This is a genomic window from uncultured Sphingomonas sp. (assembly GCF_964250165.1).
Classification (GTDB): Bacteria; Pseudomonadota; Alphaproteobacteria; order Sphingomonadales; family Sphingomonadaceae; genus Sphingomonas.
In genome coordinates this window covers 27440-48443 of record NZ_CAXUEK010000018.1, presented here as the reverse complement: position 1 = coordinate 48443, position 21004 = coordinate 27440, and the positions used below count along the sequence as shown (strand labels likewise).

Genomic DNA, 21004 nt, shown 5'->3' with positions numbered 1-21004 from the left:
GGCAACATCCGGGCGACCGCCGGCACGATCACGATCGACCCCTATTCCGGCAGCGGCGGCTCGGGCGGCTCCAACCTGGGCGGGTCGGACGCCAACGCGACCCTGTACAACACCGGCATCATCCAGGCCGACAATGGCGGCAACACGCTCAGCCTCAATTCGGGCCGCTACGAACAGGCCGCCTCGGGCTCGTTCGCGGCGGGCACGGGCAGCAGCTTCATCATGCAGAACGACGCCAATCTGGTGAACCTGGAAGCCGGGGGCGTGCTCGACCGCGGCTTCTATCAGTCGATCACCAGCGGCGCGGCCAGCATCGTCGACCTGCGCTCGTCGGCGGCGAGCAGCATCGTCCAGATCGGCACCAACCATGCCGGCCTCGACACCACCGTCACGCTTTCGGGCGCGAACTCGGTGCTGGAGGCGCTGCCGCTCAGCGGCGGCACGGCGACGACGATCGACCAGTCGCTCACCACCATCGCCCAGTCGGGCCAGCTGCAGATCGGCGGCGGCCGCGTGTTCGCCGCCTCGAACGCCGTCACCAACGCCGGCGTGCTGTCGCTCAGCGGCGGCACCTTCACCCAGCCGGGCGCGCTCGCCAGCAGCGGGCTGGTGACCGGCAACGGCACGGTCGGCGTGGCGATCACCAACACCGGCTCCGTCGTCGCCGACGGCGGCACGCTCAACAGCCAGGCGATCTCCGGCCTGACCGGCCTCGTCCGGTCCAACGCCGGCGCGACCCTGAACCTGGCGGGCGCGGGCGGTCCGTCGCAGGCCGGCACGCTCGTCAACAACGGATCGCTGGCGCTCGGCGGCAACGACATCCTGGTCCAGAGCGACTACCAGAACGCCGCCTTCGGGTCGGGCAACGCCTTCAACGCCCACGCCAACGTCACCGGCTCGGGACTGATCCTCGCCGCCAGCGCCACGCAGGACCTGTCGGGCGCGGGGCTGAACCTCGCCGACAGCACGCTCAACGTCGGCAATGTTCGGCTCGGCGGCACCAGCTCGACGACGCTCACCATCACCAACAACGGCACGCTGACGACGCTGCGCGGCGCGGTGGAAAGCCCGGTCACCAACACGGTCGCCATCTCGTCGAGCAATTTCGTGGTCGGCCCGAACGGCGGCAGCACCGACGTGACGCTCAGCTACACGGGCACGCAGGCCGGCTCGCTGTCGGGCAACACGATCACCGTCGCCAACAACTTCGACAATGTCGCCGACCGGACGCTGACGATCACCGGCGCGGCCTACAATCCGGCGGCCGCGAGCCTCACGCCCAACCCGATCAACCTCGGCGCGACGCGCGTCGGCGGCACGCTGTCGGGCCTCGTCACGATCGCCAACACCGCGCCCTCCGGACAATATTCGGAAAGCCTGGCGGTGACGAGCGCGACGGGAGCAAGCGGCGCCACGGGCACGCGTCCGACGGCGCTGATCGCGGCGGGCGGCAGCGCCACGTCGACGGTGTCGCTCAACACCGGCGCATCGGGCACGCTGAGCGGCACGGTGACCTACGGGCTCGCCACCGACGGCACCGGCACGAGCGGCCTCGCCCAGGCGGCGCTGCCCAGCCAGGTGGAGACGGTGACCGGCAAGGTCTATCAGCTCGCGGTCGCGCAGCTCGGGACCAACAGCGTCGCCTTCGCCACCGTGCGCCAGGGTTCCGCCGCGCCGACCGCGAGCGTCTCCGTCACCAATGGCGCCAACGGCGCGCTGAACGACTCGCTGTCCACCAGCATCGGCTCGCTGCCCACCGGCGTGACGGGAACCGCGCCGGCATCGCTCGCCGGCGGCCAGCAGGGCGCACTCAGCTTCGCCGAGAACACCGCGACCGCGGGCAACTACACCGGCACGGCCCAGATCAATTTCCAATCGACCGACCCCGATCTCGCTCCGGCGGACCTGCCGTCGCAGAATGTGAACTTCAGCGGCACGGTGACGCAGATCGCGGTGGCGCAGGTGTTGAAGGACTTCGGCGTCGGCACGCTGACCGGCTCGGTTACCGACTATGCGCTCGATCTCGGCAGCTTCTCCGGCTCCGGTTCGACGAGCACCGATCTGGGCGTGACCAACGCGATCCCCAATTTCGCCTATGACGAGACGCTGGGCGGCACGTTCGGCTCGACCGGCGGCACGGGTTACACGTTCAACGGCCAGACCTTCACCGGCCTGACCGGCGGCGGCACGGACATGGGGAACGCGCTCAGCTTCACCTATTCCGGGCTGGCGGACGGCACCTATACGGACGTCCTGACCTTCAACGGCTACAGCCGCTACACCGGTCTGACCGACTTGCAGCTGAGCCCGATCCGCGTCACTGTCACGGCCCGCGTGACCGGCGGGGTCATCACGCCGCCGACCGGAGCGGTGCCGGAGCCGGCGAGCTGGACGATGATGCTGGTCGGCTTCGGCTCGCTCGGCGTGATGATGCGGCGGCGCAAGGCGGCGGCGCTCCGGGCGGCCTGAGCCCCCCGTCGCGGGGTTGAAGGGGGGAAGGTGATGGCGGAAGGAACAGTCGGGCGGCGGGATCGCGTGCAGTTGGTGCTGGGCGTCATCGCCCTGCTCGCGGCGACGGTGCTGGTCGTGATGGGGGCGGTCAACCGCTCGCTGCAGGCCCAGGTGGCGGCCGGCCAGGCGAAGATCGCCGGGGCGCAGGCGGCCGCGAACGTCAACAACAGCCTGATCCGCCTGCTCGCCAAGAGTGCGGCGGAAACCGGCGACACGCAGATCCGGGCGCTGCTCGCGCGCAACGGCATCACCTTCCGGCAGGCGCCCGGCGGCAGTGCGGCGACGCCTGCCGCCGACGCCAAGTAGAGGCGCGATCATGCGGTCCAATGGTGGTCTCGGCCTCATGCTCACCCAGGCGGCGCTGTGCCTGGTCCTGATCGCCACCGGGGTCGATCTGGTCCGCGCGCATGGCGAGCTGACGCAGGCCCTGGAGCGGCAGCGACAGAACGACGCGCTCATCACCCGCATCGACGGGCAGCTCGACTCGCTCGCGCGCGGCACGCAGCAGCTCGCGGACGGCGGCAATGCGCACGCCGCGCAGATCATCGCCGCGCTGGCGCAGAACGGGGTCCACATCAACACCCGCCCGCACGGCCGCTGAGCCGGTGAGCGGCACGCCCAGCTCGGCGGTGCCGTCGCGGCCGGGCCGCCACCCTGTCCCGCTCCGGCACGCGCGTGCCGGTTTGGCGTTCCGCGCCCGGTCCTTTCCGCTTGATCTCGGTCGAGGCAGCGGGAAGAGGTCCGGCCGGAGGTCGCCCATGACATCGGACGTCAGCAGCGCGAGCGAAGCGACCGTCCCTGCCGGCGAGGCGACCGTCCCTGCACGGATCGATGCCGGCTTCCTTGCGGCTTATTATCAGGAGTTCAGGCTGCTGGCGCGCCGCGTGCTCCGGCGCAGCGGCGGCGCGGTGACCATCCAGCCGACCGATCTGGCGCACGAGGCGGCGATGCGCCTGCTCTCGCGCGGGGTCACGCCGATCAACGACGAGGCGCATTTCCTGGCGCTGAGCGCGCGCGTCATCCGCGCCACCCTGATCGAGGAGATCCGCCGCCGCCGCGCCGCCAAGCGCGACGTCGCGCTGCTGACGCGCTGGGATGATCATGACGTCGCGGCCGCGACGGTGGATCTGGAGCAGTTCGACCGGCTGCTCGAAGATTATGCGGCGATCGACGCGGACGGCGCGGCGGTGGTGCAGCTCCGCTTCTATGTCGGCCTGACCATGGCCGAGATCGCCGAACAGCTCGACTGCTCGGAAAGCACGGCGCTCCGGCGCTGGCGGCTGGCACGTGCCTGGCTGCTCAAGGAGCTCGCGGCCGGCTGATGCGCGTCGAGTTCGAGCGGCGGGTGCTCGGCCTGTTCGACCGGCTGCTCGACCAACCGCCGCCGGACCGCGACCGCTGGCTTCGGGAGGTCACGGCCGACGATCCGGAGCTGATCGCCGCCGTGCAGGCGCTGGCCGCCGCCGATGAGCGGTCAGGCTCGCTGCCGACCACCCCGCCCGCCGGGCCATCGCCCGCCGAGCCCCCGCCCCCGCCCGAGCGGCTCGGCAACTTCCGCGTCGCGCGGGAGCTGGGGCGCGGCGGGATGGGCGTCGTCTATCTCGCCGAGCGGGCAGACGGATTGTTCGATCAGCAGGTCGCCTTGAAGCTGATCCGCCATCATGTGACCGGGCGCGCCGCGGACGCCTTCGTCGCCGAGCGCCGGCTGCTCGCGCGCATCGAGCACCCCAATGTCGCGCGGCTGATCGACGCCGGCGTCGCGCCGGACGGGCGGCCGTGGCTGGCAACGGAATATGTCGCGGGCGAGGCGATCGACCGCGGCGCGGCGGGCCGCCCGCTCGCCGCCAATGTCCGGCTGGTGCTGCAGGCGACGCAGGCGGTGGAGTTCGCGCACACCCGTCTCATCGCGCATGGCGACGTGAAGCCCGCCAACCTGCTGGTCGGCGAAGGCGGTCGGGTGAAGCTGCTCGATTTCGGCGTTGCGCGGCTGCTCGGTTCGGACGCGCTGCCCGCCGCCGGCGCGCTGACCCCCGGCTTCGCCAGCCCCGAGCGCCTCGCGGGCGCGCCGCCATCGGTCGCGGACGACGTTTATGCCCTCGGCCGAACGCTGGCGCTGCTCACCGCCGCCAGTCGGGACGCCGAGCTCCAGGCCATCATCCGCCGCGCCACCACGGTCGAGGCGGCGCGCTACCGCACCGCGCAGGCGCTGGCGAGCGATCTGGAAGCGTGGCTGGAACGGCGGCCGGTGGCCGCGATGGACGGCGGCCCGGCCTATCGCGCGCGCAGCTTCGTGCGGCGACATCGGTTCGGCGTCGCCGCAGCGTTGCTGTCGGTGCTCGGGCTCTGCGGCGCGGCGCTCGTCAACCAGCGCAACTACCGTCGCGCGGAGCAGGCCCGCCACGCCGAGGCGGCGCGCTTCGACGACGCCTATCGCACCGCGCATTATCTGATGTTCACGTTGCTCGATCGGCTGGAACGGCAGCCGGGCACGCTGCGGCTGCGCGCGCAGGTAGGCGAGACGGCGCAGGCCTATCTCGACCGGCTCGCCGCGGTTCCCCACGCACCGCGCGCCGTGCGGCTGGACGTCGCGACCGGTTATCTGCGCGCGGCGTCGATGGCCGGGATGAGCAACGCGCCGAACCTCGGCGATGTCGACCGCGCGCACCGCGATCTCGCCCAGGCGGTCGGCATGCTCGAACAGCTGCGGCGCGAGGAGCCGGGCTGGGCCGCGCTCGGGCCGCCGCTCGGGCGCGCCTACTCGCTCCGCTGCCAGAACCAGATCTATGGCACCAGCCACGATGCGAAAGCGGCGCTGCGGGAGGCGCGCGCGGGGCTGAGGGTGTTGGCGACGGTCGGCGGCGATCCCGCGACGCGCGCCGCGGCGACGTGGCAGGTCCGGATCTGCGCCGGCGACGCGCTGGTCTGGCTCGACCGGGCACCCGAGGCGGTGACGCTGCTGGAGCACGACCTGGCCGCAGGGCGCGCGCGCCGGCCGCTCGATCGCAACATGCTGGAGCGCAATCTGCGCCTGCTGGGGGAAGCGTATTTCTACGCCAAGCGCTTCCCCGACGCCGAACGCGTGCTGAAGGAGGCCGCGGCGATCCAGGCCGACGCGCATGCCCGCGAACCCTTTTACGGTGCGGCGGTGAACGAGGCCTCCAACGTCGCCGACGACCTCGCCTCCACCTATAACGAGCAGCGCCGCTTCGCGGACCAGCTGCGCGTCTCGCAGGCGGCGCTGCGGCTGGTGCAGACACAGGCGGGGCTGGACCCGGACGACGTGCAGAGCCAGCGGCGCGCGCTGTCGATGTCACGGCTGGTCGCGGACGCGCTGGCGCGCACCGGCCTGCCCGCCGACGGCGCGGCGCTGATGGAGCGCGCCAATCGCGGCTGGGATGCGCTCGGCCGCCGCTACGGCGACGATGCGTCGACGGCGCGCCTGCGCCTGCTCGCGCTCGAGGTGACCGCCAATCTGCACCGCCGCGCCGGCGCGCGCACTGCGGCGTGCCAGACCTACCGGGCGGCGGATGACGGCTGGACCGCGTTCGGCCGCCGCTGGCGCCTGTCCCCGGCCGACCGCGACGAAAGCGTCGCTAGGATCCGCCACAACCTCGCCGCCTGCGCCGGACGCGGAACATTCATCGACAGCTGAGCGGCCGGTTCGCCGCGTGCCGCGAGCAGAAGGAGCTCGCGTCCTGAGCTCGTCGGTGGTGCGGGCGGTCGGGCTCGAACCGACACTCCTTGCGGAACCGGATTTTGAGTCCGGCGCGTCTACCAGTTTCACCACGCCCGCGCGCCGCGCCGCCGCTACTCCGACCGCGGCCGCCGGGCAAGACTCAGGCGCGCGGCGGCTGGCGGCGGTAGGAGAGCGCCTCGGCGACGTGGAGGCGGCCGACGCCGTCCGCGCCCGCCATGTCGGCGATCGTCCGCGCCACGCGCAGGATGCGGGTATAGCCGCGCGCGGAAAGCCGCATCGCCTCCGCCGCCTGGGCGAGCAGCCTGCGGCCCGGCTCGTCGGGCATGGCGACGCGATCGAGCAACGCGCCTTCCACCTCGGCATTGGTGCGGATGGGCTCGGCGCGGTAACGTTCGGCCTGGACCAGCCGGACCGCGACGACGCGTGCGGCGACCTCGGCCGAGCCCTCGGCGGGCGGCGGCAGCACCAGGTCGGCGGCGGTGACCGCCTGCACCTCGACATGCAGGTCGATCCGATCAAGCAGCGGACCGGACACCTTGGCCTGATAGTCGCCCGCGCAGCGTGGCGCGCGGGCACAGGCGAGCCCCGCGTCCCCGAGATGGCCGCAGCGGCACGGGTTCATCGCCGCGACCAGCTGGACGCGCGCCGGGAAGGTGACGTGCGCGTTGGCGCGGGCGACGCTGACCACGCCCGTCTCCAGCGGCTGACGCAGCGAATCGAGCACCGCGCGCTGGAACTCGGGCAGCTCGTCGAGGAACAGCACGCCGAGATGCGCCAAGCTGACCTCACCAGGCTTCACGCGCAGCCCGCCGCCCGTCAGCGCCGCCATCGACGCGCTGTGATGGGGCGTGCGGAACGGGCGGGTGCGGGTGAGCCGGCCGCCCGACAGCGTGCCGGCCACCGACTGCACCATCGACACCTCCAGCGCCTCGGCAGCGTCGAGCGGCGGCAGGATGCCGGGCAGGCAGCTCGCCATCAGCGACTTGCCCGCCCCGGGCGGCCCGACCATCAGCAGGTTGTGGCCGCCCGCCGCGGCGATCTCCAGCGCGCGCTTGGCGGTCTCCTGGCCCTTGACCTGCTTCAGGTCCGGGCCGTGCGCGGCGAGGTCGGCCTCGCCCGGCGCCGGCGCGGCGAGCAGGCCCTGGCCCTTCAGGTGGTTGAGCAGCGACAGCAGATCGGGCGGCGCGACCACCTCGACCGTACCGGCCCACGCCGCCTCGGCACCCTGCGCCGCAGGACAGATCAGCCCCTTGCCCACCTCGGCCGCATGCAGCGCGGCGAGCAGCACGCCGGGCGATGGCGCGATCCGCGCATCAAGGCCAAGCTCGCCGACCACGACGTATTCGGCAAGCGCCTCGACATCGACGACGCCCATCGCGCCGAGCAGCGCCATCGCGATCGGCAGGTCGAAATGCGATCCTTCCTTGGGCAGGTCGGCGGGCGAGAGGTTCACCGCGATGCGCTTGGGCGGCAGCGCCAGCCCCATCGCCGCGATCGCCCCGCGCACGCGCTCGCGACTCTCCGTCACCGCCTTGTCGCCCAGCCCGACGACGTTGAACGCCGGCAGCCCGGGAATGAGCTGCACCTGCACCTCGACCCCGCGCGCCTCCAGCCCCAGATACGCCACCGTCGAGACGATCGCCGCCATGCCGTTCCCCCTGCCCGCCCTCTTACCGGCTTTGCGGCGGGCGGAAAGGGCCGGGCCGCTGTCTTGCATCCTCAATACACCCGCCCCAAATGCGCCGGTGATGCGGCTCCCCGCCCTCCCGCGATGGCTCCAGCTGGTGTTGGGCATGCTGCTGATCGTGGCGTCGCCCCTTGTGGGCGTGCTGCCCGGGCCGGGCGGCATCTTCCTGTTCGCGGGCGGGCTGGTGCTGGTGCTGCGCAACTCGGCCGGTGCACGGCGGCAATGGGCGCGTGTGAAGCGGCGGTGGCCGAAGCTGGGCGACGTGGCGGACCGCGCGATGCGACGGCGCAGCGCGCTCCGGCGCAAGGCGCTCCGCGACCGGTCGTCGCGTTGACTTGGAGGCTCCGCTCCCCTATGCGCGCCCGTTCAGAAGGCCGTCCCCGGGGCGGCCATTTTCATGTTTGACGTTAGGATGACCGATGAAGCGGACCTTTCAGCCGAGCAACCTGGTGCGGGCGCGCCGTCACGGCTTCCGCGCGCGGATGGCGACGGTCGGCGGCCGGGCGGTGATCCGGGCGCGCCGGGCGCGCGGCCGCAAGAAGCTGTCGGCCTAAGCACGCTGACCAAGCGCCGCGATTTCCTCGCGGCGAACGCCGGCAAGCGGGCGCCCATGCCGGGCTTCGTCCTGCTGGTCCGCGCGCGTGGCGACGGCCATCCGGGGATGCGGATCGGCTACACGGTGACGAAGAAGATCGGCAACGCGGTGGTCCGCAACAGACTGAAGCGCCGCCTGCGCGCGCTGGCACGCGAGCTGCTGCCGGACAACGGCGTCATGGGCGCGGACCATGTGCTGATCGGCCGCGGCGATGGCGTCGAGCGGGACTTCGCGAAGCTGCGCGCAGAACTGGGCAAGGCGCTCGGCAAGGTCGTCCGATGAGTTCGTCATGCCGCAGCGGAAGGCTGGGCCTGCAGTGGACCCCGGCACAAGGCCGAGGTGACTAAGTGGGATGCTGACCCGCCTCCTCATCCTCCTCGTCCGCGGCTGGCAGGTCGGCCCCTCGGCCATCCTGCCGCCGAGCTGCCGGTTCCAGCCCAGCTGTTCCAGCTATGCAATCACCGCGCTGGCCCGCTATGGCGCGCAGCGGGGCGGGTGGCTGGCGGTAAAGCGCATCGCGCGCTGCCATCCCTTTGGCGGGTTCGGGCCGGACCCGGTGCCATGACAGGCAGGACAACCTGGTGAACAACGACGACCGCCGCAACTTCATCGCCTTCCTGGTGCTCGCCGCCGTCATCCTGATCGGCTGGCAGTGGGCGCAGCACCGGCTGTTCCCGCCCGCCAATCCGCCCGCGACGAAAATCGTGAACGGCAAGGCGCAGCCGGTCGACAGCCCCGCCGCCGCGCCCACCGCCGCCACGCCGGGGGCGACCGGCAACCGCACGGCCGTGCTCGCCGCGACGCAGCGGGTGCGGATTGAGACGCCCGCGCTGCGGGGCTCGATCAACCTCAAGGGCGCGCGGCTCGATGACCTGCTGTTGCTCCGCCATCACGAGACGGTGGCGGCGAACGCCCCGCCGGTGCGGCTGTTCTCGCCCGCCGGCGCGCCGCAGGCCTATTTCGCGCAGGCGGGCTGGCGCGGCGGCCCCGCCCCCGACGCGGTCTGGCGCGCATCGGCGCCGGTGCTGGCGCCCGGCCGCCCGGTCACGCTGGAGACGGACGGCGCCGCCGGCCAGCGCTTCCGGCTGGAGATCGCGGTCGACGGCGATTATCTCTTCACCATCCGGCAGACGGTGACCAACGGGGGAACGACGCCGATCGCGGTGACGCCGTACGCGCTCGTGAACCGGCTGGATCCGCTCGCCGACAAGACCGGCTGGAACATCCATGTCGGGCCGATGTCCGTCCATGACGGCGCGGCCGATTACGGGCAGAAGTTCAAGGACATCGACGCCGCCCCGCAGCAGTTCGCCTCGACCGGCGGCTGGCTGGGCTTCACCGACAAATACTGGCTGGCCGCGCTGATCCCCGATCAGGCGCAGCGCTTCCAGGGCGAGTTCCGCGCTGGCGCGGGCAAGGATTATCAGGGCGACATCGCGCTCGGCGAGCGCCGCGTCGGGCCGGGGCAATCGCTGACCACCACGATCAAGCTGTTCGCCGGCGCCAAGGAGACGCGGCTGCTCGACCGCTACACGGATGCGGGCGTCGCGCAGAAGCTGGACTATGCGCTCGACTGGGGCTGGTTCCGGCTCGTCGAGAAGCCGATCTTCTATTATCTCGACTGGCTATTCCGCATGGTCGGCAATTTCGGTGTGGCGATCGTGCTGCTGACCGTCACCATCCGCCTGCTGATGTTCCCGATCGCGCAGCGGCAGTTCGCCTCGATGGCCAAGATGCGCGTCATCCAGCCCAAGATGAAGGCGCTGCAGGAGCGCCATGCCGACGACAAGGAGCGGATGCAGCGCGAGGTGATGCAGCTCTACAAGACGGAAAAGGTGAACCCGCTGGCGGGCTGCCTGCCGACCTTCCTGCAGATCCCGATCTTCTACGCGCTGTACAAGGTGCTGATGCTGACGATCGAGATGCGGCACCAGCCCTTCGCCGGCTGGATCCGCGACCTGTCGGCGCCCGACCCGCTGACACCGATCAACCTGTTCGGCGTGCTGCCGTTCGATCCGCCCGGCGTGCTGCACCTGGGCGTGCTCGCGATCCTGCTCGGCATCACCATGTGGCTGCAGTTCCGCATGAACCCGAGCGCGCCGGACCCGGCGACGCAGCAGGTGATGGGGCTGATGCCATGGGTGATGATGTTCATCTTCGCGCCGCTCGCGGCCGGGCTGCAGCTCTATTACGTCGCGTCGAACCTGATCTCGATCGGCCAGCAGCGCCTGCTCTACGCACAAAATCCCGCGCTCAAGGTGCAACCGACGTGACCGCCATTCCTCCCCGGGACGGGGAGGATTTGGAGGCGGCCCGCCGGCTGTTCGCCGGGCCGGTCACCTTCCTCAAGTCCGCGCCGGGCCTGCAGCACCTGCCGCCGCCCGACGCGCCGGAGGTGGCGTTCGCGGGCCGCTCGAACGTCGGCAAATCGTCGCTGCTCAACGCGCTGGCCAACCGCACCGGGCTGGCGCGCACGTCCAACACGCCGGGGCGGACGCAGGAGCTTAACTTCTTCGATGTCGGCGAGCCGCTCCGGCTGCGGCTGGTCGACATGCCCGGCTACGGCTTCGCCAAGGCCCCGCCCGCGGTCGTCCGGCAGTGGCGGTTCCTGATCAACGACTATCTGCGCGGTCGCCAGGCACTCAAGCGCGCGCTGGTGCTGATCGACGCGCGCCACGGCGTGAAGGACGTCGACCGCGACATCCTCGACATGCTCGACAAGGCGGCGGTCGGCTATCGCCTGGTGTTGACCAAGGCCGACAAGATCAAGGCGAGCGAGCTGGCCGCCGTCACGCAGGGTACCGCCGACGAGGCCCGCCGCCGCCCCGCCGCGCACCCCGAGATCATCGCGACGTCGAGCGAGGGCGGCCTCGGCATTCCCGAGCTGCGCGCGGCGGTGCTCGACGCGATCGGGTGAACGGCTTTAGACGCTGCCGGGCGTGAGCTTGGCGGGAGGGCCGCCGTCGGGATCGAAACCGTCCGGCAGGGTGTTCGCGACCGGTGAAGGCAGGATCCGGCCGACCTGCTCGGCCGCTGTCCGCACCGCCGGATCGCGCCGCACCTGCTCCAGGAACCGCGCCTCGTCGACCTCCTCCGGCAGCACGCCCGACCGGCCTTTGGGCTGGATCTGCTGCAGCGCCCAGCCCCGGCTGTCCGCATCGGCCAAGCGATTGACCAGTAGCTCGTGCGCCTTGCTCAGGTCGTGCGTGCAGACGAACAGCGTCAGGGCAGGTTGCGGCAAGGCGCGTTGCGCCAGCAGCAGGTCGCCGATCAGCGCCGCCGCCTCGTCGCCATGACCTGATCGCGTCAGCGCGCAGGCGCGCAGGGCAGAGACCTGCAGGATGGACCCGCGATTGATCGCCGCGCCTTGCTGCGCCGCGATCTTCAGCCAATCGGCCGCTTCGCGCGCCGCCTCGTCCCAGCGCTGAAGCAGAAAGGACAGATTGGCGAGATTGCCGGACGCGTTGAGCTGCATCCCCGGATCGGAGACCGCCACCGTGTTGAGCCGCGTCAGCAGCGCCCGACCATCGGCCGGCTTTCCCGTCTCGGCGAACGAGCGCGCCACCACCGGGGCCAGCAGCCACATATAGGGATCGTCGAGATGATCCTGCGCATCGGTGAACATCCCCGCGAACAGGCTCACGACGGCGGAATAGCCATGCACCGACGCAAGCAGGCGCGCATAATTGACCGCCGTCCGGAAATCGTGCGCCTGCTGCCATTCGTCGCGGACGAGGGTGAAATAGCGCCGCTGCGCAAGTCCGAAATCGGGGCCGCCTTGCGTCTGGATGGCCGGCCAGAACGGCTGATAGCGTTTGTCGACGTAGAAGCCGATCAGGGCGGTCGGGCTGGCCACCTCCGGCAAAGCTTGCCCGGCCCGGTCGGTATCGTCCTTGGCCGCCGCCTGCTCGAACTGCGCAGCGGCTAGGCTGGAGCGGTCGGGGGCGAGCTGGTGCGCGAACCCGATCTCCGCCATGCGGGTCGCGAGCAGGCGCGCCCGACCGGTATCGCCCATCTCCTGCAGCCGGCCGGCGAGCGCATCGAGCGTGTAGAGATCGCTCTCACGCGCGACTTCGGGCGATTGGCGGCTTGCCTCCAGCCAAAGGTCCGCCGCTCGCTGCGGCGCACCGGTGAATGTGAGCAGATAGGTCAGGAGCAGCTTGGGTTGTAGCCAGGCCGGCAGCAGCCGGACCGCTTCTTCGGCGGCCCTGACTGCCGGGGGATAATGGTCCGCTTGCGTCAGCAGCACGGACCGGGCGAGCTGCACGGCGCCGTGCAACGGGCTCGGCCGCGGCAGTTTCGCCAGCAGCGTGTCCAGCTGCGCGAGCGTGGCGTGGCCGCTGCCGAGCGCCCCGCCGATCTCGGGTAGCAACGCACGCTCCCCGGCGTCGATCGGCTCCGGCAGCGTCAGCTGCGCCGTAGCCGGGGCGGCGAGGGCTAGCGCCGCCACGAACAGCCATCCGAGTCGCCGCACCGCATTTCTCCCCCGCTCCACTCGACTTTGCCGCGGGCCCATCGTTATGGACAGCCCCCATGAAGCTCGTCATCGGCAACAAGGCCTATTCCTCCTGGTCGCTGCGCGGCTGGCTCGCGTGCAAGCAGGCGGGGCTGCCGTTCGAGGAGGTGGTCGTCCCGCTCTACGACGCCGATTGGGACCGGCGGCGCGCGGGCGACGAGTTCGCGCCGTCGGGCGGCAAGGTGCCGGTGCTGTGGGACGGCGAGGCGGTGGTGTGGGACAGCCTGGCGATCGTCGACTATCTCGCCGACAAGGTCGGGCGTGAACGGTTCTGGCCGGCGGACGAGCCGGCGCGGGCGATGGCGCGCTCGATGGCGGCGGAGATGCACTCCTCCTTCGCCGCGCTCCGGCGCAAGCATTCGATGAACGTGCGGCAGGTGTTCGCCGCCAGGCAGCCGGACGAGGACGTGCTCGCCGAGCTCGGACGCATCATGCAGCTCTGGGCCGAGGCGCGGGCGCGCTGGGGCGGCGGCGGCGCGTTCCTGTTCGGCGATTTCGGCGCGGCAGACATCATGTTCGCGCCGGTGGTGACGCGCATCTTCACCTATCAGCTGCCGATCGCGCGCTTTGCCGGCGCCTATTGCGAGGCGGTGATCCGCCATCCCTGGATGCAGCAATGGATCGCCGAAGCGCAGGAAGAGGAATGGGTGATCCAGCAATATGAGCAGCCGGTCGCGCCATGACCGGCGCGGCGGGCAACCCCCTCCCCCTCCTCCAGGCGCTGCTCCGCTGCAACAGCGTGACGCCCGCGCGGGGCGCGGTGTTCGACGTGCTGGCGGCGGCGCTGACGCCGCTCGGCTTCGCGATCGACCGTTTCACGCTGGGCGAGCCGCCCGCCGGGCCGGTCGAGAACCTGATCGCGGTGCGTGAGGGTTCCGGGCCGCTGTTCGCCTTCGCCGGGCATGTCGATGTGGTGCCGCCGGGCGAGGGCTGGACGGATTCGCCCTGGGCGGGCGAGGTGCGGGGCGACCTGCTCTACGGCCGCGGGGCGGTGGACATGAAGGGCGGGGTCGCCGCGTTCGTCGCCGCGTGCGCACGCCAGCCGGACGCCGCCGCCATGCTGCTCATCACCGGCGACGAGGAGGGGCCGGCGGTCCACGGCACGCGTGCGATCATCAGGCGGATGGGGACACGCGGGCTGCGGCCGGACCTGTGCCTGGTCGGCGAGCCGACCTCCGTGACCCGTGTCGGCGACACGATCAAGATCGGGCGGCGCGGCTCACTCCACGTCTGGATCGAGGTGCCCGGCAAGCAGGGCCATGTCGCCTATCCGCATCTCGCCGACAATCCGATTCCTAAGCTGGTCCGCGCGCTGGCCGAGATCGACGCGCTGGTGCTGGATGCGGGCACTGACTGGTTCCAGCCGTCCAACATCCAACTGGTCGACCTGGAGGTCGGTAACCAGGCGGGCAACGTCATTCCCGGTCGCGCCAGGGGCCGGCTGGCGGCGCGCTTCAATTCGCTGCATCGCGGAGAGGATCTGCTGGCGCGCCTGACCGCGATCATCCACGCGCACGCCCCCGAGGCGATCGTCACCCACCGCATCGCCGGCGAGGCGTTCCTGACGGAGCCGGGGCCGCTGTCCGCGCTGGTGAGCGCGGCCGTGACGGAGGTGACGGGCCTGGCCCCCGAGCTCTCGACCAGCGGCGGCACGTCGGACGCGCGCTTCCTGGCGGCGGTGTGCCCGGTGGTGGAGCTGGGCCTGCGCAACGCGACGATGCACCAGGTCGACGAGGCGGTCGCGGTGGCGGATGTGGAGGGGCTGACCGCGATCTACGCCGTGGTGCTGCGAGGGGCGGGTAAGAGCCCGTCGCCCCGGCCTTGAGCCGGGTCCCGCTTCTGCTCCGGTGGTCGGGAAGGCAGCGGGATCCTGGGTCAAGCCCGGGATGACGGAGACGGGCGCCGCAGCACGATATACAGCGCGCCCGCCCCGCCGTGCCGCGGATGCGCGTTGCGGACGGCGGCGATACGGTCGGCGTGGCGCGATTGGGCGAGCCAGTCGGCGACGGCGGCGCGGATCGCGCCGCGGGCGTGGGGGCGCTCGCTCTCCGGGCGCGGCGGCTTGCCTGTGACGAGGAGCAGGACACGGTCGCCCCGCGCGATCGCGCGCTCCAGCCCCTGATCGAGCAGCTGGTGGGCGGACTGGAGCGTGTGGCCGTGCAGGTCGAGCGACGAGTCGGGCTGGGCGACGCCGCGGGACAGGCGACGGTCCCAGCTGGCGTCGAGCGTGGCGGCGGCGTGTGGCCTTCCCTCCCGCTTGGGGGAGGGGTCGGGGGAGGGCGTGTCAGCCGGGCGCAGGCGTAACGTCGGGGAAACATGCCCTCCCCCGGCCCCTCCCGCAGGCGGGAGGGGGGCAGCAGGCTCGTTCCTCGCCCCGTGCGCCACCGCTCGCAGCGGCCGCACGCTGGCCATTACCCGCGCCCAGGCGGCGGTCTCGTCAGGGCTGAGGGGACGGCGCATCGGGCCGGAGCCGGGCGAGCGTGCCGACGGGCAGCAGCACGAAGGCAGTGCCGTGCGCCGACATGCCGCCCGCCGCCGCCTCCGCCGCCGGCCCCGCGCCCCAGAAGGTGTCGAAACGGTTGGCGCCCTTGATCGCGCCGCCGGTGTCCTGCGCGACCCACAATGCCGTCGCGTCCTGCCGGTCCATCGACAGGAAGACGGGCGCGCCGAGCGGCATGAACCTGGCGTCCGCCGCCGCGCTCACCCCGCCCGTCACCGGATAGCCGAGCGCACCTACCGGCGGCGTCGCGATCTCGCGGAAGAAGACGTAGCTCTTGTTCTCGCGCATCAGCGCCTGGCCCTCCGCCGGGTTGGCGTGCAGCCAGCCGACGATACCCTGCATCGACGCGCCGCCCGGCGGCAGGATCGCGCGCTGGCGCAGCAGCGAGCCGATGCCGGTGTAATCGCGCCCGTTCTGCGTATCGTAGCCGATCCGCATCGTGTCGCCGTCCGGCAGCCGCAACCGGCCGGAGCCCTGGATCTGGAGGAAGAACAGCGCAACCGGATCCGCCGCCCAGGCGAGGACCCGCGCCTTGCCAGCGAGCGCGCCTTCCTCGATCGCGGTGCGATCATAATAGGGCACGAAGCGGCTGCCCTCGACGCGGCCCCTGATCTTCTTGCCCTTCAGCTCCGCCGAGAACTGGCCGAGATCGACATCGACCAGATCGTCGGGCCGGGCATAGATCGGCACGTCGTAACCGGGCTGGCGCTCACGCGAGCCGGCGATCTCCGGCTCGTAATAACCGGTCGCGAAGGCGCGGCCGTCGCCGACCTGCACGGCCTCGAACCATTGCGCGAAGAACGCGCGCGCGCCACCAGGGCTGACCTGGCGCGCGGCGGCGCAGGCGGCTTGCCAGTCGGTCCCGCGCGTCAGCCCCGACGAATCGACGCGGCGGATCAGGCCGGGGCAGGAGAGCAGGAACGCCTGCCGCGCCGACTCCGCCTCGCCCTCCTCGATCGGCAGGCTCGCGACCGGTGGGCCGGCGACGACGCCTGCCGCGGCCGCGGTGGCAGCGCCCGGCACCGGGACGACCGGCACCGGCGCGAGCGGGATGGCGGGCACGATCGGCCCGACCGGGGTGGGGGCGCGGGGACGTGGTAGGGGGTAACCAGCGGCCACGCGAGGCGGCGGCGCAGCCGCTGGACCGGGCGGCACGGCCCGGCCGACACACCCGCCGAGCATAGAGCCGACCACAACCGCCACCACGACGCGCGCCAAGCCCGACCGCATCGTTAGCGCCCGCGTCATGCCTCGTCGGTGTCGGCGAGCTTCCAGTTGGGATCGGCGCTCTTCAGCGTCCGCGCGAAGGTCCAGATGTCATGCGTCTCGACGGCATCGGTCATCGTGCCCGCGACCACCTGCCCGTCGGCATTGCGGGTGACGGCGGCGATGTCCGCATCGAAACGCACGGTGATCCGCGCCTCGCGGCCCACCGCAGAGCTTTCGACGATCTGCGCGCGATCGATCCGCACCAGGCGGTTGTCGAGCGTCTCGCCCGCCTCGGCCCGCGCCGCGATCGCGGCGGCGAAGGCGTCGCGCACCTCGGGCGTGGTGAGGTCCGCCAGCGCCGCCTCGTCTCCGCGCCAGAACGCCTCCAGCACCAGGCGATACGCGCCCTGCGCGCCCTCCAGGAAGCGGGCGACGTCGAAGCCGGGCTCGCCGGCGACGATCGCGCGGATGCCCTGCTCCGCGCGCGCCTCGATCGGCTTGGGCGCCGTTTCGCGCGGCTCGGGCTGCGCCTCCACGGCGCGCGGCACCGTGAGCGGCAGCGCCCGCTCCTCGGCGGCGCGCGCGAGCGGGCGCGGATCGGCGCCCGTGCGCTTGCCGAGCACGCTGTAGAGCCGCAGCGCCAGGAACGCCGCCACCATGCCGAGAACGATTACGTAGACCACCGCGCCTCCAAGGGTGCTGACATAATGCAAGCGACCCTGGATTCAAACCCGCAGGCGTTGAATCCCGTTCCCCCCGCTGCTACGCGGCCCGGCGCTCTTGACGGCCGGCCGGACGCAGGCCGCCTCCCTCGCGACAGGAACCTGCATTCTCATGGCGGACGATATCCTCTCCACCGGCGGCCAGCCGCAGCCCAACGGCGCCGACACCGCGCCCGCCGCCGGCATGATCTCGCAATATATCAAGGACCTGTCGTTCGAGAACCCGAACGCGCCGGCGATCTACCAGTCACCCGAGCCGCCGCAGATCGACGTGCAGTTCAACATCGGCGCGAACCAGGTGGCCGACGACGTGCACGAGGTGACGCTGAAGATCGACGTCAAGGCGGAATCGGGCAGCACCACGGCGTTCATCGTCGACCTGACCTATGCCGGGCTGTTCGGCTTCCGCAACGTGCCGGTCGAACAGATCCAGCCCTTCCTGCTGGGCGAGGCGCCGCGCCTGCTGTTCCCCTTCGCCCGTCGGGTGCTGGCCGATGCGGTGCGTGACGGCGGCTTCCCGCCGCTGCTGCTGGAGCCGATCGACTTCGGCCAGCTCTATCTGCAACAGGCGCAGGCGCAGCAGGGCGGCGAGCAGGGCGCGGTGGGGACGGCGTAATGGCCAGTCCTCCCCGACACGGGGAGGGGGACCGCTCGCGGAGGGAGTGGTGGAGGGGGCCCGGATTTGGGCTCATCGCTCGGGATCGGGGCCCCTCCGTCACGCGGCTTACCCTGCGCGCCACCTCCCCGTGCTGGGGAGGAATAGAACTTCTTCTGCCGGTGCCGGCGCCATGAACCTTACCCGTGCGCTAGGATCGGTCGGCGGACTGACGCTGGTCAGCCGCGTATTGGGGCTGGTGCGCGACTCGTTGTTCGCGCGCTTCGTCGGCGCGTCGTTCGTGTCGGACGCGTTCCTGGTTGCCTTCCGCCTCCCAAACCTGTTCCGGGCGCTGTTCGCCGAGGGCGCGTTCTCGGCGGCGTTCATCCCGATGTTCAATCGCAAGGTCGCGGACCGCGACGGGCCAGGCCTGCCCGCCGGGATCGCCTTCGCCGAGGATGCGCTGTCGGTGCTGCTGCCGATCCTGCTCGGGATGACGGCGGTGCTGGAGATCGCCGCCTGGCCGGTGACGTGGCTGCTGTCCGGCCGGTTCAACGGCGTCACGCACGATCAGTTCGCCTACGCGGTCACGCTGTCGCGGCTGACCATTCCCTATCTGCTGCTCATCAGCCTGGTGTCGCTGTTCGGGGGCATTCTCAATTCGCTGCACAAGTTCTGGGTCAATGCCGCCGCGCCGATCCTCCTCAATGCGACGCTGATCGCGGCGCTGGTGTTCTTCCACCGCCAGTCGCCTACCGGCACGGCGTGGAACCAGGCGCTGGCGGTGACGGTCTCGGGGGCGTTGCAGCTCTGGTGGCTGTGGTGGGCCTGCCGACGGTCGGGCGTGCGGCTGCGGCTCAAGCGGCCGCGGCTCGGAGTGGACGTAAAGCGCCTGCTCGCGCTGATCTGGCCGGCCGCGGCGGGATCGGGCGCGGTGCAGATCAACCTCGTCATCTCGACCGCGCTCGCCGCCTCGCTGCTGCCGCACGGCTCGGTGACCTATATCTATCTGGCGGACCGGCTGAACCAGCTGCCGCTCGGGCTGATCGGCATCGGCCTGGGCACCGTGCTGCTGCCCACCATCTCCGCCCAGCTCGGCCGCGGCGAGGACTCGGCGGCGATGGCGACGCAGAACCGCGGGCTGGAGCTGGCGCTGCTGCTCACCCTCCCCGCCACCGCCGCGCTGATCGTCGCCGGCGGACCGATCGCGGCGGCGCTGTTCCAGCACGGTCATTTCAGCGTCGCCGACAACCGCGCCACCGCCCAGGCGCTGGCGGCCTTTTCGATCGGGCTGCCGAGCTACGTGCTCGTGAAGGTGCTGACGCCGGGCTATTACGCGCGCTCCGACACGCGCACGCCCGTGCGCTATGCGACCGTCTCCATGGGGGTCAACCTGGCGCTCAACCTCCTGCTGATCGTGCCGCTTCGGCACATGGGCCCGCCGCTCGCCACCGCGATCGCGTCCAGCGTCAACACAGCGCTCCTTTATCGCACGCTGGCGAAGCGCGGCCTGTTCGCGGCCGATCCCCGGCTGCGCCGGCGTGCGCCGCGCTTCCTGCTGTCGGCGCTGCTGATGGGCGCGGCGCTGTGGTTCCTGGTCGACCGCATCCAGCCCTATGTCGCCGGGCCGAGCCTCGTGCGCTGGGCGGCGCTGGCGGTGCTGGTCGGCACCGGCGGTCTGCTTTATGGCATCGCCGTGCTCGCGACCGGCGCCTTCCACCTCGGCGAGCTGCGCCAGCTGATCCGCCGTCCCGCCAAGGCGAGTTGAGCGATGCGCGTCGTTTCCGGCATCCAGCCCACGGGCAACCTGCACCTCGGCAATTATCTCGGCGCGATCCGGCAATGGGTCGCGATGCAGGACGCGGCCGCCGCGGCGGGCGGCGAGTGCCTGTTCTTCCTCGCCGACCTCCATGCAATCAGCCTGCCCGTGGTGCCTGCGGAGCTGGCGGCGAGCACGGTGGAGATGGCGGCGACACTGATCGCCTGCGGGATCGATCCCGCCCGCTCGGTGCTCTTCAACCAGGCGCGCGTGCCCGCGCACAGCGAGCTCGCCTGGCTGCTCGGCGGCACCGCCCGGATGGGCTGGCTCAGTCGCATGACCCAGTGGAAGGACAAGGCGGGCAAGGACCGCGAGGGCCAGGCGACCGCGCTGTTCAACTACCCCGTGCTGCAGGCCGCGGACGTGCTGCTCTATCGCGCCAGCCACGTGCCCGTCGGCCACGACCAGAAACAGCACCTGGAGCTGGCCCGCGACATCGCGACCAAGTTCAACACGGACTACGACGTCGACCTGTTCCCCTTGCCGGAGCCGCTGATCTCGGCCGCGGCGCCGCGCATCATGTCGCTGCGCGACGGAACGGCGAAGATGTCCAAGTCCGATCCGTCGGACGCCTCGCGCATCAACCTGACCGACAGCGATGACCAGATCGCGCAAAAGCTGCGCAGGGCGCGCACCGACCCCGCGCCGCTGCCGGCCGAGCTCGACGCGCTCGCGGATCGAGCGGAGGCGCGCAATCTCGTCACCATCTACGCCGCGCTGGCGGAGATCACCGCCGAGCAGGTGCTGGCCCAGTTCGCGGGCCAGGGCTTCGGTGCGTTCAAGCCGGCGCTGGCCGATCTTGCCGTCGCCACGCTGGGGCCGATCCGGGCGCGACTGGCCGATCTGCTTGCCGACCGCGGCGCGGTGGCGGCGCAGCTGGAAGCGGGCGCCGAGCGCGCGCGCGGGGTGGCTGCCCCGACGCTGCGCGCGGCGCAGCAGGCGATCGGCTTGCAGGTCTAACGCTTCGTCGTTCTCGGGCGAAAACAAGCGCTTGGCGTTTATCGGGCGTTAACCCCGGCTGCGTGACCATGGCGCCCATGAAACGCTGGTTCGCCTGGTCGCTCCTCCCCTTCCTCGTCGGCTGCGGTGGCGGCGGCGACGGTTCCGTCGGTACCGAGGGGGTGGCCGTGGTCACTGCCCCGACCCCGACCCC

At 71.6% G+C, this 21004-nt stretch carries 21 protein-coding genes and 1 tRNA gene; 16 read left to right on the top strand and 6 right to left on the bottom strand.

Features of this window, described 5'->3' with window-relative positions; all coding sequences use genetic code 11:
- Positions 1–222: 222 nt before the first annotated feature.
- From ACFE64_RS06080 to ACFE64_RS06060, 5 genes are all read left to right on the top strand, one after another.
- Positions 223–2469 (top strand): choice-of-anchor D domain-containing protein, encoded by a 2247-nt coding sequence (locus ACFE64_RS06080; RefSeq protein ID WP_375391559.1) that lies wholly within the window; start codon positions 223–225, stop codon positions 2467–2469.
- Positions 2470–2502: 33 nt separating this feature from the next.
- Positions 2503–2817: a hypothetical protein gene (locus ACFE64_RS06075; RefSeq protein ID WP_375391558.1), complete on the top strand. Its 315-nt coding sequence runs from the start codon at positions 2503–2505 to the stop codon at positions 2815–2817.
- 10 nt (positions 2818–2827) lie between these two features.
- Positions 2828–3112 carry a hypothetical protein gene (locus ACFE64_RS06070; RefSeq protein ID WP_375391557.1) on the top strand — a complete coding sequence of 95 codons (285 nt, stop codon included), beginning with the start codon at positions 2828–2830 and terminating at the stop codon, positions 3110–3112.
- Positions 3113–3269: 157 nt separating this feature from the next.
- Positions 3270–3833 (top strand): ECF-type sigma factor, encoded by a 564-nt coding sequence (locus tag ACFE64_RS06065; protein ID WP_375391556.1) that lies wholly within the window; start codon positions 3270–3272, stop codon positions 3831–3833.
- Positions 3833–6163, top strand: a complete 2331-nt coding sequence (locus ACFE64_RS06060; protein ID WP_375391555.1) for a protein kinase — start codon at positions 3833–3835, stop codon at positions 6161–6163. Before ACFE64_RS06065 ends, ACFE64_RS06060 begins: the two co-directional genes overlap by 1 nt.
- A gap of 56 nt (positions 6164–6219) precedes the next feature.
- On the opposite strand, the gene ACFE64_RS06055 is transcribed toward ACFE64_RS06060, so the two are convergent.
- Positions 6220–6304 (bottom strand) — tRNA-Leu (locus ACFE64_RS06055).
- Between the two features lie 43 nt (positions 6305–6347).
- On the bottom strand, positions 6348–7856 hold the full coding sequence (locus ACFE64_RS06050) for a YifB family Mg chelatase-like AAA ATPase (protein ID WP_375391554.1): 1509 nt from the start codon (positions 7854–7856) through the stop codon (positions 6348–6350).
- A 100-nt stretch (positions 7857–7956) separates the two neighbouring features.
- Between ACFE64_RS06050 and ACFE64_RS06045 the strand changes: the two genes are divergently transcribed.
- From ACFE64_RS06045 to yihA, 6 genes are all read left to right on the top strand, one after another.
- On the top strand, positions 7957–8229 hold the full coding sequence (locus ACFE64_RS06045) for a hypothetical protein (protein ID WP_375391553.1): 273 nt from the start codon (positions 7957–7959) through the stop codon (positions 8227–8229).
- 85 nt (positions 8230–8314) lie between these two features.
- Complete coding sequence (rpmH, locus tag ACFE64_RS06040) at positions 8315–8449, top strand: 50S ribosomal protein L34 (RefSeq protein ID WP_028056723.1); 135 nt, start codon at positions 8315–8317, stop codon at positions 8447–8449.
- A gap of 5 nt (positions 8450–8454) precedes the next feature.
- Complete coding sequence (rnpA, locus tag ACFE64_RS06035; protein WP_375391562.1) at positions 8455–8772, top strand: ribonuclease P protein component; 318 nt, start codon at positions 8455–8457, stop codon at positions 8770–8772.
- A gap of 70 nt (positions 8773–8842) precedes the next feature.
- A complete protein-coding gene (gene yidD, locus ACFE64_RS06030) occupies positions 8843–9055 on the top strand; it encodes a membrane protein insertion efficiency factor YidD (RefSeq protein WP_375391552.1) in 213 nt (70 codons plus the stop codon).
- A gap of 16 nt (positions 9056–9071) precedes the next feature.
- A complete protein-coding gene (yidC, locus tag ACFE64_RS06025) occupies positions 9072–10763 on the top strand; it encodes a membrane protein insertase YidC (RefSeq protein ID WP_375391551.1) in 1692 nt (563 codons plus the stop codon).
- Complete coding sequence (gene yihA / locus ACFE64_RS06020) at positions 10760–11407, top strand: ribosome biogenesis GTP-binding protein YihA/YsxC (RefSeq protein WP_375391550.1); 648 nt, start codon at positions 10760–10762, stop codon at positions 11405–11407. Before yidC ends, yihA begins: the two co-directional genes overlap by 4 nt.
- A gap of 6 nt (positions 11408–11413) precedes the next feature.
- On the opposite strand, the gene ACFE64_RS06015 is transcribed toward yihA, so the two are convergent.
- Complete coding sequence (locus tag ACFE64_RS06015; protein WP_375391549.1) at positions 11414–12964, bottom strand: hypothetical protein; 1551 nt, start codon at positions 12962–12964, stop codon at positions 11414–11416.
- Between the two features lie 59 nt (positions 12965–13023).
- Between ACFE64_RS06015 and ACFE64_RS06010 the strand changes: the two genes are divergently transcribed.
- Positions 13024–13689 (top strand): glutathione S-transferase family protein, encoded by a 666-nt coding sequence (locus ACFE64_RS06010; protein ID WP_375391548.1) that lies wholly within the window; start codon positions 13024–13026, stop codon positions 13687–13689.
- Positions 13686–14831, top strand: coding sequence for a succinyl-diaminopimelate desuccinylase (dapE, locus tag ACFE64_RS06005; protein WP_375391547.1), 1146 nt, complete (start codon positions 13686–13688; stop codon positions 14829–14831). The genes ACFE64_RS06010 and dapE overlap by 4 nt, the downstream gene beginning before the upstream one ends.
- Positions 14832–14881: 50 nt before the next feature.
- Here dapE and ACFE64_RS06000 read toward each other — a convergent pair whose 3' ends face one another.
- From ACFE64_RS06000 to ACFE64_RS05990, 3 genes are all read right to left on the bottom strand, one after another.
- The gene (locus tag ACFE64_RS06000) at positions 14882–15466 is read right to left on the bottom strand and encodes a Smr/MutS family protein (RefSeq protein WP_375391546.1); all 585 of its coding nucleotides are present in this window, start codon (positions 15464–15466) and stop codon (positions 14882–14884) included.
- The gene (locus ACFE64_RS05995; protein WP_375391561.1) at positions 15444–16688 is read right to left on the bottom strand and encodes a murein transglycosylase A; all 1245 of its coding nucleotides are present in this window, start codon (positions 16686–16688) and stop codon (positions 15444–15446) included. The genes ACFE64_RS06000 and ACFE64_RS05995 overlap by 23 nt, the downstream gene beginning before the upstream one ends.
- A 62-nt stretch (positions 16689–16750) precedes the next feature.
- Positions 16751–17398 carry a Tim44/TimA family putative adaptor protein gene (locus ACFE64_RS05990; RefSeq protein WP_375391545.1) on the bottom strand — a complete coding sequence of 216 codons (648 nt, stop codon included), beginning with the start codon at positions 17396–17398 and terminating at the stop codon, positions 16751–16753.
- 151 nt (positions 17399–17549) lie between these two features.
- On the opposite strand from ACFE64_RS05990, the gene secB reads away from it, so the two are divergent.
- The 3 genes from secB (at position 17550) to trpS (ending at position 20811) form a co-directional block, all read left to right on the top strand.
- Entirely contained in the window at positions 17550–18053 is a 504-nt protein-coding gene (gene secB, locus ACFE64_RS05985; RefSeq protein WP_375391544.1) for a protein-export chaperone SecB, read from the top strand.
- Between the two features lie 172 nt (positions 18054–18225).
- Positions 18226–19800, top strand: a complete 1575-nt coding sequence (gene murJ, locus ACFE64_RS05980; protein ID WP_375391543.1) for a murein biosynthesis integral membrane protein MurJ — start codon at positions 18226–18228, stop codon at positions 19798–19800.
- 3 nt (positions 19801–19803) lie between these two features.
- The gene (gene trpS, locus ACFE64_RS05975; RefSeq protein ID WP_375391542.1) at positions 19804–20811 is read left to right on the top strand and encodes a tryptophan--tRNA ligase; all 1008 of its coding nucleotides are present in this window, start codon (positions 19804–19806) and stop codon (positions 20809–20811) included.
- Positions 20812–21004 lie beyond the last annotated feature (193 nt).

Excerpts from the sequence above, each read along its gene's own strand:
- ACFE64_RS06080 (WP_375391559.1), top strand. The coding sequence starts at position 223 with ATGCAGAACGACGCCAATCTGGTGAACCTGGAAGCCGGGGGCGTGCTC.
- ACFE64_RS06075 (WP_375391558.1), top strand. The coding sequence starts at position 2,503 with ATGGCGGAAGGAACAGTCGGGCGGCGGGATCGCGTGCAGTTGGTGCTG.
- ACFE64_RS06070 (WP_375391557.1), top strand. The coding sequence starts at position 2,828 with ATGCGGTCCAATGGTGGTCTCGGCCTCATGCTCACCCAGGCGGCGCTG.
- ACFE64_RS06065 (WP_375391556.1), top strand. The coding sequence starts at position 3,270 with ATGACATCGGACGTCAGCAGCGCGAGCGAAGCGACCGTCCCTGCCGGC.
- ACFE64_RS06060 (WP_375391555.1), top strand. The coding sequence starts at position 3,833 with ATGCGCGTCGAGTTCGAGCGGCGGGTGCTCGGCCTGTTCGACCGGCTG.
- ACFE64_RS06050 (WP_375391554.1), bottom strand. The coding sequence starts at position 7,856 with ATGGCGGCGATCGTCTCGACGGTGGCGTATCTGGGGCTGGAGGCGCGC.
- ACFE64_RS06045 (WP_375391553.1), top strand. The coding sequence starts at position 7,957 with ATGCGGCTCCCCGCCCTCCCGCGATGGCTCCAGCTGGTGTTGGGCATG.
- rpmH (WP_028056723.1), top strand. The coding sequence starts at position 8,315 with ATGAAGCGGACCTTTCAGCCGAGCAACCTGGTGCGGGCGCGCCGTCAC.
- yidD (WP_375391552.1), top strand. The coding sequence starts at position 8,843 with ATGCTGACCCGCCTCCTCATCCTCCTCGTCCGCGGCTGGCAGGTCGGC.
- ACFE64_RS06010 (WP_375391548.1), top strand. The coding sequence starts at position 13,024 with ATGAAGCTCGTCATCGGCAACAAGGCCTATTCCTCCTGGTCGCTGCGC.
- dapE (WP_375391547.1), top strand. The coding sequence starts at position 13,686 with ATGACCGGCGCGGCGGGCAACCCCCTCCCCCTCCTCCAGGCGCTGCTC.
- ACFE64_RS06000 (WP_375391546.1), bottom strand. The coding sequence starts at position 15,466 with ATGCGCCGTCCCCTCAGCCCTGACGAGACCGCCGCCTGGGCGCGGGTA.
- ACFE64_RS05995 (WP_375391561.1), bottom strand. The coding sequence starts at position 16,688 with ATGCTCGGCGGGTGTGTCGGCCGGGCCGTGCCGCCCGGTCCAGCGGCT.
- secB (WP_375391544.1), top strand. The coding sequence starts at position 17,550 with ATGGCGGACGATATCCTCTCCACCGGCGGCCAGCCGCAGCCCAACGGC.
- murJ (WP_375391543.1), top strand. The coding sequence starts at position 18,226 with ATGAACCTTACCCGTGCGCTAGGATCGGTCGGCGGACTGACGCTGGTC.
- trpS (WP_375391542.1), top strand. The coding sequence starts at position 19,804 with ATGCGCGTCGTTTCCGGCATCCAGCCCACGGGCAACCTGCACCTCGGC.